Raw genomic sequence first — 11,845 nt, forward strand, 5'->3', positions numbered from 1 at the left:
TAATCCACACCTTTAGATATATAAATTAATTGAGTCTTCTGCTCTGAAATCTGTAGGCTTGTTTTCGTTACTTGCGATAATTGTTTTTAAATTCTGATTCTAGAGACTATCATTTTAGGGTAATCAGCCAACAACAAGCCTGGGAGTAGCAGGTTTTATCATAATAAATCCCTTCTGCCTAGCCTGACGGCTTGCCGCAGGCTACTGCCCTCTGCCTTTCTTTGATAAATTTTTCTACCTGTTATCCGTTAGGTATTTTGCGATTCAGACACATGATACAGATTCAACCAGAAGTCAAGCGCATCGCAGAACTGCGCCAACTGTTACAACAAGCTAGTTATGCTTATTATGTCTTAGATGCACCCATCATGGAAGATGCAGTTTATGACCAACTGTATCGAGAACTGCAACAACTGGAAACTCAATATCCAGAATTGGTAACACCAGACAGCCCTACTCAGCGTGTCGGGGAAAAACCAGCTACACACTTTACCTCTGTGCGGCACAATATACCCCTGTATAGTCTAGAGAATGCCTTTAATCTTGAAGAATTGCAAGCATGGGATCAACGTTGGCGCAGACAATTACCACCAACAGACTCAGCCGAATACGTTACAGAACTGAAAATTGATGGTTCGGCTTTGGCATTAACTTACCAAAATGGCATTCTCATTAGGGGTGCAACTAGGGGAGATGGGGAAATGGGGGAAGATATCACCCAAAATGTGCGGACAATTCGCTCCATTCCCTTACGGTTAAATTTTGATGGCTTAGAAAATATCGAAAGAATAGAGGTACGGGGAGAGGCTTTCTTACCTCTGGAAGTGTTTCAATACATCAATGAACGCAGACAAAAAGCGGGAGAACAATTATTTGCCAATCCTCGTAACGCCGCAGCCGGGACACTGAGACAATTAGACTCTCGCATTGTGGCGCGACGACGGTTAGATTTTTTCGCCTACACCCTGCACATTCCGGGGATGGATGACGCGAGTATTGCCAATACCCAATGGGAAGCTTTGGAATTGTTGCAAAAGTTGGGGTTTCGGGTGAACTCCCAGCATCAGCTTTGTCATTCTCTCGCTGAAGTTGCAGACTATTATAAATACTGGGATACAGAAAGACTCAACTTACCCTACATGACTGATGGGGTGGTGGTCAAATTAAATTCCTATAAGTTGCAAGAACAGTTAGGTTTTACCCAGAAGTTCCCCCGGTGGGCTGTGGCGCTGAAGTATCCCGCCGAAGAAGCGCCCACCCGTGTAGAAAATATTGCCGTGAATGTGGGACGCACAGGAGCTTTAACGCCGTTGGCAGAAATGCGTCCCGTGGAATTAGCGGGAACTACAGTATCACGAGCTACCTTACATAATAGCGATCGCATCGCCCAATTAGACATCCGCATCGGTGATACTGTGATTGTCCGCAAGGCTGGGGAAATCATCCCGGAAGTTGTGCGGGTACTGAAAGAACTGCGCCCAGATCATACCGAACCCTTTGTTATGCCTACCCACTGCCCAGTCTGTGGACAGCCTGTGGTACGGGAAACAGGGGAAGCGGTAACTCGCTGTGTCAATGCTTCCTGTGCTGCCATCCTCAAAGGTTCGATTGAACATTGGGTAAGCCGGGATGCTTTAGATATTAAAGGTGTGGGAGAAAAATTAGTCCATCAATTGGTGGATAAAGGGTTGGTGCATTCCGTTGCGGATTTATATGACTTGACAACAGAGCAATTATTTGCATTGGAAAGAATGGGGCAGAAATCAGCCGAGAAATTAATCGAAGCGATCGCCCAATCGAAAAATCAGCCTTGGTCAAGGGTATTATACGGTTTAGGCATCCGTCATGTCGGCAGCGTCAACGCTCAATTATTAAGTGAAAAGTATCGCCATGTAGAACAGTTAGCAACAGCCAAGCAATCAGATATTGAGGGTATTTATGGCATAGGTGCAGAAATTGCCCAGTCTGTTTATCAATGGTTTCGCATAGATGCCAATCAAATTTTAATAGAGCGTTTACAAGCAGCAGAGTTACAATTTGCAAACACCGAAGAAACACCAACTATTGATAATGCTAATGTCAACCTAGCGGGTAAGACTTTTGTCGTCACAGGAACCTTGCCCACTTTAAAGCGTGATGAAGCTAAAACTTTAATTCAACAAGCTGGTGGAAAAGTCACTGATTCCGTGAGTAAAAAAACCGATTATTTGGTTGTGGGTGAAGATGCAGGTTCTAAATTAACAAAAGCCCAAGCTTTGGGAATTGCACAGTTAACAGAGGCGCAGTTATTAGAAATGTTGGCTAATTAGAGATAAAATCTTTGTTGTGGCTGACTTACTTAGCTCTTTGTTCGCCTGAAGCTAGTTGTGAACAGATTTTAGCACCGCACGAGTGACAAGTCCTCTATACCGCCATTCATTATCAACTTTACCCTCATGCGTAAGTCCTAAATACTTACTTTTATCAATTTTCTTGTTAAGAAAGATGTTTATAATGGATAGCTTCAAAAGGGGGGTGGTTTCATACGAAAAAAGAAAAATCTATAAGTCTTGATTTTTCGTTTTATAGCAGAAATTTTGACCCCTGTCCATAGCTTGCTTTCCTTCGGAACGCTACCGCGAACCCGTAGGGTACCTCTCCCCCACGGGGGGAGAAGCTTTGAAAGTTAGGTTTATTTTTTTCTCTGGTTGTATGAAACCACCCTGCCCTCACCCCTCTTAAAAAGGGGAAAACGTTCCCAGTCCCCAATCCCTAAGTAGTGTATTCAGCGTTAATTTTCACGTAGTCATAACTTAAGTCGCAACCCCAAGCTTTACCACTACCGTGACCATTGCCGACATTAACAGAAATTAAAACTGTATCCTCTTGGAGATAAGCACCGGCGGCGGCTTGCTTTAAATATGCACTAGCGGCGGCGCGGTCAAAGGGTTGGGGTTGACCGTTGTCTAAAAGTAGGAAATCCCCTAGTTTAATTTGCAGGTTGTCTTGTTCAAAGAGTACACCTGCACGTCCGGCGGCGGCGGCGATGCGTCCCCAGTTGGGATCTCTACCAAAGATTGCAGATTTAACTAAGGATGAACCGGCAATGGTTTTGGCGATTTGTCTAGCTGATGCTTCGTCATGGGTTCCTGTGACTTGCACTTCCATGAGACAGGTTGCACCTTCACCATCACGAGCGATCGCTTTGGCTAAATGCTGGCATACTGCTGTTAACATGGCCTCTAATTTTTCGGCTTCTGTACCCATCTCGGTAATCGCTGGGGTGCGGGATTCGCCATTGGCTAGGGCGATTAAACTATCGTTGGTACTTGTATCACCATCAACAGTAATAGAATTGAAGCTTCTATCAGCTGCCCTAGTTAACATCTCTTGCCATAGATGAGGTAACACAGCCGCATCACAAGTCACAAATGCCAGCATCGTGGCCATATTGGGATGAATCATCCCCGAACCTTTGGCAATCCCACCAATGCGGACTGGGCGTTCGCCGATAGTAGTTTCTAGGGCTATAGATTTGGTGATTAAATCTGTAGTGATAATTGCCCCGGCTGCGGCATCGGAACCTGTGGGAGAAAGTGCTGCTACCAGTTTGGGAATACCACTCCGCAGTGCATCCATTTTAATCCGTTGACCAATTACCCCAGTAGAAGCCAAGAGAATAGCATCGGGAGAAATATTTAACTCTTGAGCTAATAATTCCGCACTTTCTTGGGCATCATGTACGCCTTGACTACCTGTAGCAGCGTTAGCTTGTCCGGCGTTGCAGAGAATTGCCCGCGCACCATGTTTAGCCTGCAAGCGTTGGCGACAATAATCTACACAGGCCGCTTTCACTTGACTGGTGGTGAATACACCAGCCGCGATCGCCTCTACATCTGATACTATCAAAGCTAAATCGGGCAATCCCGAAGGTTTTAGTCCTGCCGTAATACCAGCCGCCCGATACCCTTTAGGAGCCGTCACCCCACCAGTAATTTCCTGCCAGTCTGCCATGTCTTTTACCTTTACTACTAATTAGCAGCTTGACTGGCGATTATACCAATTAGTTAATAGTCATTAATCATTAGTTAGTAGGCAATAGTTAATTCCCCCATCTCCCCCATCTCTCACCCTACGGGTAGGCTTACGCCATCGTAAGAGAAGCAAGCTAAATCTCCCCCATCCCCCTCATCCCCTCCATCCCCCCTCCATGAAAAAAGGAGAGCCACTTGGGCAGCTCTCCAGATCATCAGGGTGCATCTACTTAGCACAGTATAGCATTTTTGCCATGAGGAGTAACACCCATTATTTATTTATTTGTATAAATATTGTTAAGAGCTTTCACGTAGGATACTGAACTAAGACAAATCCTTTGATTTTAAGTAACTTTAATTACCAAACCTACAATTTTACTTTTTCTAAAATCATTACTCAATAATGTAAAAAACAATACATTATTAAAATGTATATTAAGTAACGTTCCTGTCTTTGATGTTGGGACAAACTTGATGAAATCTATGATATCAGTATGATTTTAGGCAAGAAATAAGGAGAGCAACTAAGGTAGCCCTCCCATTCATTAGGGTGCATCTACTATACATAGAATACCTTTTCTAGTGTCTAATTTAACTGTCCTTTTCTGTATTTTTGGTAAATATATTGTGAAAAAATGACTGAAAAAATACTGTTACTGAGTTACAGCCAAAGATACAGCAACTAATTGAAAAAAGTAATCAGTAGTGAGTAATAAGTAAATTTCTTACTCATTACTCATTACTCATTACTCATTACCACAGAGACACGAGACTATTTATGAGAAACTTCTCGATCAGCAGGTTCTTTATCTTTAAACAAATCAGCTGTTGCGAGTAGTAAATCTCTGAGAATTTGTTTAATTTGACGCTCTTTTTGAGCAACAACTGTTCCAGCTTCGCCTAGTTTATCTTCTAGTTGCGATCGCTTCTGCTCTACCTGAGTTGCTAAAGCCTCAGCTTGGGGACGAGCTTGATTGTACCAGTTTTTGGCATCATCAAGATAATGCTGCACCTCATCAGAACGTCCGCCGTAGCGTGCAGCTAAGTTAGCGCGAACAATGGCTAATTGTGCTTGTAACTGAGCGTAACGTTTCTTTAATAGTCCTAGTTCTTCACTATTCTTGATAGTATCAATAGCGGATGCGATCGCACTTTGAACGTTAGTAGTTTTTTCTTTACCAGTTTCTTCAATCTCTGCTAAGATCCCATCCACATCTTGCTGAATTTTTTCTTCTTCACTATCTATTTGAGCTTGTAATCTTTCCAATTCTGACTGTGTTTTAACGATAGCTTCGTGTCGTTTAGTATTAACTCCTTCTATCGCCCCTTCTATTGATGCTGTGACTTCTTCTTTCAATTCCGTACCTTTATCTTGTAAGTTATCAATTACGGCTGCAACCGCATCTTTGACAATGGTACGCAATTCGCTAGAACCTTCCTTAACTTCTGAAGATAATTGAGCAACTGCTGATTTTACAATCTCACGGATGCGTTCAGTTCTTAACTGTCCAGTTGATTTTGCTTGTTGCAGATCAGATTGAATTCGCTCTTTGATATTGTTAGCCATATTTAACTCTGATTATTTAGCTAATTTGGATAAAATTCTTAGACATGGTTTTATACGGCCATTATGACGTGGGCTTTTGAACTCAGGCACTGTCTGGAGATAGAACCTTTGGTAAGAGATCAGGTAACACCAAAAAATTAATTATTCCAAATTGACAGTTGGTAGGGTGCGTCAGTGCGAGAAAACCTAGCTGTGCCAAGAAATTCTTCATACTGATGCTCCCTACATCTTAGATATTTTTTATCTGGAAGTCTCTAATTTATAGATAGGATTCCTATTTGATTTGTGTTGGCGTAGCCTGCGCGGACACATAAAATACTCATTACACATCTACCCCCTTCTTGCCTATTGCAAGAGTGCCTATTAGACATCTGGTGAAAAAGAATGTAGAGACGAGAATTCCTACCCCACGGAACGTCTCTACAAGGTTTCAGAAAAACCCATATTTAATTTCTGGAGATGCCTATTTATGAGAAGATAATTATCGGTTGATATCAAGGCTAATTAATAGGTGAAATTTCCGTGACAAAATTATTGGCATTCTTATTGATCATATTGTTGACAACCACTACTTTATCTTTGCCTGCAAATGCAGCAGATATAGCTAACGGTGTCAAAATTTTTGATATTCACTGTGCTGGATGTCATATTAATGGTGGTAACATCATCAGACGAGGCAAAAACTTACATCAGAAAGCACTTAAAAAATATGGTATGGATTCCATAGAAGCAATTACATCGATTGTCACCAATGGTAAAAGTAATATGTCAGCTTATAAAGACCGTCTGACTGAGCAAGAAATTCAAGATGTAGCTGCTTATGTTCTCACACAAGCAGAAACTAACTGGAAATAATTTAAAGTTCTAAAATAGCAGAAAATGATATTACCAGCAGCAAGTCGATTGCAATTAACCTCTGATTTAAACGTTTGTCGGATATTAAATGGAATGTGGCAAGTATCCGGCGCACACGGACGAATTAATGCCAAAGCTGCCATTGAAAGTATGTTCAAATATGTTGATGCAGGCTTTACTACTTGGGATTTAGCAGATCATTATGGCCCAGCAGAAGATTTTATTGGCGAATTTCGTCGTCAATTGGCTGCTAACCGTGGACAAGAGGCTTTATCTCAAGTACAAGCCTTCACAAAATGGGTGCCTCGTCCTGGGAAAATGACCAAAAAACTGGTTGAAGAAAATATTGATATTTCTCGCCAAAGAATGGCTGTAGAATCTCTAGATTTGATGCAATTTCACTGGTGGGAATATCAAGATAAAAATTATTTAGATGCCCTCAAATATATGGCAGAACTACAAACAGAGGGCAAAATTAAACATTTAGCTTTGACCAACTTTGATACAGAACACCTGCAAATTATTACCGAAGCTGGAATTAAAATTGTATCTAATCAAGTGCAATTTTCTTTAGTTGATCGTCGTCCAGAAGTGAATATGCTGAAGTTTTGTCAACAGCATGATATTAAACTTTTGACTTATGGTTCACTTTGCGGTGGTTTCCTCTCAGAAAAATATTTGGGTAAACCAGAACCCAGAGGCTTTGATTTAACTACAGTCAGCTTACGCAAATATAAAAATATGATTGATGCTTGGGGGGGTTGGCTATTATTTCAAGAGCTGCTATCTACCTTGAAGCAAATCGCTGAGAAGCATGGGATAAGTATTGCTAACGTCGCAGTACGTTATATCTTAGACAAGCCAGCCGTGGGTGGTGTAATTGTTGGTGCCAGACTGGGTATAGCTGAACATATAGAAGATAATGCCAAAGTATTTAGTTGGAATTTAGATCCAGAAGATAGCGATCGCATAGACATCATATCTCGTCAGTCACAGAACTTGTATCAGCTCATTGGCGATTGTGGGGATGAATATCGACGCTAACTAGACTGGCATCCGGTGAGTATGTCATAAGTACAATTAGGCTGTTAATTCCAAACTGAATTTATGACTGCTGCTGTAAACACTGCTCCTAGCATAGCTTCCCGCTTGGTGAATGGCATATTAGCCATCAAACCCTTAGCTAACCTAGCCAAGCATCAAGCTCGTCAAATGATGATTAAACGGGCTGAAAAAATTGGTGTACCTTGGACGCAAGAAGTTAAAACCCTACAGGCGCGTGATTGGAAACCAGACTTAGCTCAAATCCAAAATCCCCAACTTTCTTACCCAAACTATTACCTCACCTCCTTCCATGCCTACGAAGAAGGGAACCTCAGTTGGCAAGCTGCTTTTGAAGTAGAACCTGCTGCTTATGCCGTCCATGCTAAGATTTGGCAGGATGCAGAAGCGCAAGGTGATCCGAAACTGCGTCAAAGTTACCACGATATTGTCAAAGCACAAATTCCCCATGCACCGCAAGACATCCTAGACTTGGGATGTAGTGTGGGGTTAAGTACATTTGCACTGCAAGCACTCTATCCCCAAGCCAAAGTCACAGGCTTAGATTTGTCTCCCTATTTCTTAGCCGTCGCCAACTATCGCGCCCAACAGCGTCAAGCAAATATCAATTGGATTCATGCCGCAGCTGAATCCACTGGCTTACCAGACGCTAGTGTTGATTTAGTCTCGATTTTCTTGGTATGTCACGAATTACCCCAGTCAGCCACCCGCCAAATTTTTGCTGAGGTGCGGCGGGTATTGCGTCCGGGTGGTTACATTGCGATTATGGATATGAATCCCCAATCAGAAGCTTACAAGAAAATGCCACCCTACATTTTGACATTGCTCAAAAGTACAGAACCGTATTTGGATCAATATTTTGCTTTGGATATTCAGCAAGCTTTGGTAGAGGCTGGTTTTCAAACACCAACCATCACCCCCAATAGCCCCCGTCACCGGACTGTAATTGCTCAGGTGAGTGGCTGATTTGGATTTAGTTCTGTGGGCAACAATCCCCACACTGGTATTTTTGGGATATTACTATTATCGTGCTACTGTTGCCCCGCCTGTAACACACTTGTTGTTGTTATTTGTGGTTGGGGCAGTATCTGGTTTTGTTGCCCTCGGCTTACAAATAGCTTTTGAAACTATTGCTAATTGGATTGTAGACTGGGAGCGTATTCAGCGATCGCTCCTTGGCATTGCCTTCAGACAACTGGTAGAAATTGGCCCCATTGAAGAAGGTTGCAAGTTAGTAGCAGTCGTTGTACCCACCTACTACTTTCAACGTCAGCATCGCCTACGCGCCAGCAGTATTTTCTTGTTTACCATAGCTGCATCTGTTGGATTTACAGCCGAAGAAAACTGGATTTATCTATTCCACGGTACTGCATCCATTCTTGATCGTACTATTGGTACACCAGTCCATGCAATGTTCTCTGCACCTTGGGGCTATGCTTTGGGACTATATTTTTCTGCTTATGTGCGATTACATCGCTACAAAAATTTGATTTTTCAGGCTTGGATAAATTCTGTGATTTTCCACGCTTTGGTAAATGTGCTTTCTAGTGCTTGGCGTTACTCACCACCTCTACAGTATCTCAGTTATGGTTTATTTCCCTTACTGCTATGGATGTTTTGGCGGATGGAACAGTTATTTAAGAGGGTAGAAGGCAAACCCACTATTAATTTAATATCTGGTCGGACATTTCAGCATCGATACTGGCAAAGGGGTTTAATATTATTTGCGCTCATGCTAGGTGGTAACGCCATTTTTGGTTTATTTCTGTTAGCTAGAATTCTCAGCCCTTTGAGGTTATCACAGATATTTTATCCTGATATTCTGTTGTTTACAGTTAGTCGATTATCCCTAAATTTGGTTTTTGGGATTTTAGCGTGGTTAATTTATTGGTATTTAAGATATTCAGCTAGCCGTCGTTGATATCTTTGCTGTATGTTGCGAAAGTAAGCGATCGCTAATAAGAAGTTGTTTGAAAAGTGCTTGGCTTTAATTTTGAAGTAATGAGTAATAATTAATAGGTATTACCAATGCTCACTACTCATTACTCATTACTCACTACTCATTACTAATTTATTAGAGGAGTAGCATTCTACAAACAGGCCCATAAAGTTAATCTTAACTTTACCTTGAGTAAATACTGCTATCCAGCCCAATGTTAAGGTTGCAAAATTTTTACAATTAGGAGAGTGTTAACTCAGCAGCCTTGTAACCCTCACATCATATTCTGTCCCTTTGGGATGCTCACTTCTAGCTTGACTCCGAGCTATATAATCAGCTGTTTGGATTGATTCTGCGCTAATTTCGTATCGTGAAGTTCCGCATTGATAGGTACTGTTAGTTGTATCGGCAAATTCTTTGATATCAACTAACACCTCGTAAGTATGAACCATTTTGGCACCTCCTAGTGCTAATGGCAACGATGGGAATACAATCCAGTATATGAAGATAGAGAAGTATCTGTGATCTCAGTAATACAATTCTTCATCAAATATGTAGACAGTGAAAAGCAGGGGTGCAGGGCGGTAGGGGTGCTTTCGCACTTTATTGCTGAAAACTACATCAATCTCTTCTGATTCCTCTCATTCTATTGGTTAGTCATTTAGGTATTTTTAAATTACTGAATTAATTAAATAGTTAGTCCTGGGAATACAGATAGTAAACATGAACTTTTACCAGCAAAACAGAGGTATTCAAAGAAATGTTTGACCACATCAACACCTTAGAAAGCTGTTGGTATATTTCTCCTCCTTGGGGTCAAAAAATCCCCATGCCGATATTTGGATTATTGGAAAGAGTTTATCTAATGAAGACTAATATTTTTGCCTACTGTTGCGGGATGCAGTGGGAACAAGATGAATGGAATTATGCGATCGCTGTTGGTAAAAAGATTATATATACATCAAGTAGCGAAATCACCGGTACTGGTCGGCTACACCTTGTGACTCGCGAAAAACCTGTTTTTAGATTGGGGGAGTTAGTTAAGTTTCGCTTTGCTGGTGATAGTCCACAACTGCGTACAGTCCTTGGTATGCAGCTAATGAACCAATCATGGTTTTATGTCATCGAATGGAAATCACCCAGTATTGAAGATACCTTTACCTCTAGCAATGTAAAACTTAATTGTAGTCATTCTTGCTTGAGCGATCGCTTGGCATGGGTGACTGACTACGACTTGGTGAAGGTGTGAATTAGTATGATCCCTCCGGGAATTATCGTGCTTGATGTTTACCGAAGGGATTGTGATTTACATCTGGAACGTTAAGGATTTGGACTGGTGATTGCTGGTGCTGGATTAACAGGTGGAAACTGCTGATATTGAGGCTGTTGATTTGTTGGGAACTCTGTATTTTGTTGTGGGGTTAACTGTTGATTCTCCGTTGGAGATTGCTGATATTGAGGCTGTTGAGGCGCTAAAATTGGAGGATTGGATAAATTATTAGGAGAATTTTCCGTATTTTTACCATCTAGCTCATCTTGAAGCCGATTGACTTCGTTGATGGTACTCCGCACACCCCGGATTGTATTATTCAAATCTGTAATACCCTGAAGGATATCGTTAAAAAATCCAGCAATATTCACAGAATCATTACTATTGTTGGAAATTTTAGCACTGTTTGCAGTCTGGTTAGCGTTTACTACAGAAATGTTAAAAACCGAAAGGTAAATCACTACAGACAGAATTAAGTGTTTCATAAATAACTCCCAAGCTATTAGGAGATGAGTGTACCAAGTTATGTCCAAAATTTTAATTATCAATTCAGCTATAAAAGTTGAGGAAATTCCTAGTAAATACCTGATCAAGACAACAGAAGACAGTTTGTGACTAAAAATTATAATTTTGGGCAGTTAATAATTGGTCTTGTATTAGGAAACCTTGTTAATTCTGATAAGCTACATGAAACAACCTTCGTTTTTCCGAGTTGTTTTACCGACAGCTAGCTAACAGCAAGGTTGCAATGCAAATTCTCAAAGTGCTTATCAGAGTTTATGTTAGTCCAGCAGAATTAGATGATGCGATCGCCTTCTATGAAAACCTATTTGCAGAAAAATGTTGGCTATGGTTTGAATATTCCGAAACTGGTTTGGAACTCGCTGCTGTAGGTTCTATACTTTTAATTGCCGGTTCAGCCGAGACACTCTATCCATTGAAGAACACCCAAGCCACATTCCTAGTTGATTCACTCCATGATTTTCGGGAGATACTCACCCAGCAGGGAGCAGTCATTTTAGCAGAACTGAAGCCAGTAACCACAGGTATCAATATGCGAGCGTTGCATCCTGATGGCACAATTATTGAATATATTGAATTCCCTTGATTCAAAATCTAAAATCTAAAATTGGTATAAG

11 protein-coding genes are annotated in these 11,845 nt (G+C 41.3%); 7 read left to right on the plus strand and 4 right to left on the minus strand.

Annotated features, from left to right (window positions below; all coding sequences use genetic code 11):
• The first annotated feature begins 272 nt into the window (after positions 1-272).
• Entirely contained in the window at positions 273-2,309 is a 2,037-nt protein-coding gene (gene ligA, locus NOS7524_RS11110; RefSeq protein WP_015138580.1) for an NAD-dependent DNA ligase LigA, read from the plus strand.
• 442 nt (positions 2,310-2,751) lie between these two features.
• On the opposite strand, the gene argJ is transcribed toward ligA, so the two are convergent.
• Complete coding sequence (gene argJ, locus NOS7524_RS11115; protein WP_015138581.1) at positions 2,752-3,993, minus strand: bifunctional ornithine acetyltransferase/N-acetylglutamate synthase; 1,242 nt, start codon at positions 3,991-3,993, stop codon at positions 2,752-2,754.
• 792 nt (positions 3,994-4,785) lie between these two features.
• Entirely contained in the window at positions 4,786-5,580 is a 795-nt protein-coding gene (locus NOS7524_RS11120) for a hypothetical protein (RefSeq protein WP_015138582.1), read from the minus strand.
• Between the two features lie 522 nt (positions 5,581-6,102).
• Here NOS7524_RS11120 and petJ point away from each other — a divergent pair.
• The 4 genes from petJ (at position 6,103) to NOS7524_RS11140 (ending at position 9,418) form a co-directional block, all read left to right on the plus strand.
• On the plus strand, positions 6,103-6,435 hold the full coding sequence (petJ, locus tag NOS7524_RS11125; RefSeq protein ID WP_015138583.1) for a cytochrome c6 PetJ: 333 nt from the start codon (positions 6,103-6,105) through the stop codon (positions 6,433-6,435).
• Between the two features lie 24 nt (positions 6,436-6,459).
• Entirely contained in the window at positions 6,460-7,479 is a 1,020-nt protein-coding gene (locus NOS7524_RS11130; protein ID WP_015138584.1) for an aldo/keto reductase, read from the plus strand.
• Positions 7,480-7,542: 63 nt separating this feature from the next.
• A complete protein-coding gene (locus NOS7524_RS11135) occupies positions 7,543-8,463 on the plus strand; it encodes a class I SAM-dependent methyltransferase (protein ID WP_015138585.1) in 921 nt (306 codons plus the stop codon).
• Positions 8,456-9,418 carry a PrsW family glutamic-type intramembrane protease gene (locus NOS7524_RS11140; protein WP_015138586.1) on the plus strand — a complete coding sequence of 321 codons (963 nt, stop codon included), beginning with the start codon at positions 8,456-8,458 and terminating at the stop codon, positions 9,416-9,418. Before NOS7524_RS11135 ends, NOS7524_RS11140 begins: the two co-directional genes overlap by 8 nt.
• Before the next feature lie 269 nt (positions 9,419-9,687).
• Here NOS7524_RS11140 and NOS7524_RS11145 read toward each other — a convergent pair whose 3' ends face one another.
• On the minus strand, positions 9,688-9,888 hold the full coding sequence (locus tag NOS7524_RS11145; RefSeq protein ID WP_015138587.1) for a hypothetical protein: 201 nt from the start codon (positions 9,886-9,888) through the stop codon (positions 9,688-9,690).
• Between the two features lie 308 nt (positions 9,889-10,196).
• On the opposite strand from NOS7524_RS11145, the gene NOS7524_RS11150 reads away from it, so the two are divergent.
• Positions 10,197-10,685 (plus strand): DUF1392 family protein, encoded by a 489-nt coding sequence (locus NOS7524_RS11150; protein ID WP_015138588.1) that lies wholly within the window; start codon positions 10,197-10,199, stop codon positions 10,683-10,685.
• A gap of 71 nt (positions 10,686-10,756) precedes the next feature.
• Here the strand turns inward: NOS7524_RS11150 and NOS7524_RS11155 are convergent, their stop codons facing one another.
• Positions 10,757-11,191, minus strand: coding sequence for a hypothetical protein (locus tag NOS7524_RS11155; RefSeq protein WP_015138589.1), 435 nt, complete (start codon positions 11,189-11,191; stop codon positions 10,757-10,759).
• A gap of 263 nt (positions 11,192-11,454) precedes the next feature.
• Between NOS7524_RS11155 and NOS7524_RS11160 the strand changes: the two genes are divergently transcribed.
• Positions 11,455-11,814 (plus strand): VOC family protein, encoded by a 360-nt coding sequence (locus NOS7524_RS11160; RefSeq protein WP_015138590.1) that lies wholly within the window; start codon positions 11,455-11,457, stop codon positions 11,812-11,814.
• Positions 11,815-11,845 lie beyond the last annotated feature (31 nt).

This window comes from Nostoc sp. PCC 7524 (assembly GCF_000316645.1).
Classification (GTDB): domain Bacteria; phylum Cyanobacteriota; class Cyanobacteriia; order Cyanobacteriales; family Nostocaceae; genus Trichormus.

What these genes read in the sequence shown, in the direction of transcription:
- NOS7524_RS11150 (WP_015138588.1), top strand. Translation starts at nt 10,197, where the DNA reads ATGTTTGACCACATCAACACCTTAGAAAGCTGTTGGTATATTTCTCCT.
- NOS7524_RS11120 (WP_015138582.1), bottom strand. Translation starts at nt 5,580, where the DNA reads ATGGCTAACAATATCAAAGAGCGAATTCAATCTGATCTGCAACAAGCA.
- NOS7524_RS11155 (WP_015138589.1), bottom strand. Translation starts at nt 11,191, where the DNA reads ATGAAACACTTAATTCTGTCTGTAGTGATTTACCTTTCGGTTTTTAAC.
- argJ (WP_015138581.1), bottom strand. Translation starts at nt 3,993, where the DNA reads ATGGCAGACTGGCAGGAAATTACTGGTGGGGTGACGGCTCCTAAAGGG.
- NOS7524_RS11130 (WP_015138584.1), top strand. Translation starts at nt 6,460, where the DNA reads ATGATATTACCAGCAGCAAGTCGATTGCAATTAACCTCTGATTTAAAC.
- NOS7524_RS11135 (WP_015138585.1), top strand. Translation starts at nt 7,543, where the DNA reads ATGACTGCTGCTGTAAACACTGCTCCTAGCATAGCTTCCCGCTTGGTG.
- ligA (WP_015138580.1), top strand. Translation starts at nt 273, where the DNA reads ATGATACAGATTCAACCAGAAGTCAAGCGCATCGCAGAACTGCGCCAA.
- NOS7524_RS11145 (WP_015138587.1), bottom strand. Translation starts at nt 9,888, where the DNA reads ATGGTTCATACTTACGAGGTGTTAGTTGATATCAAAGAATTTGCCGAT.
- NOS7524_RS11160 (WP_015138590.1), top strand. Translation starts at nt 11,455, where the DNA reads ATGCAAATTCTCAAAGTGCTTATCAGAGTTTATGTTAGTCCAGCAGAA.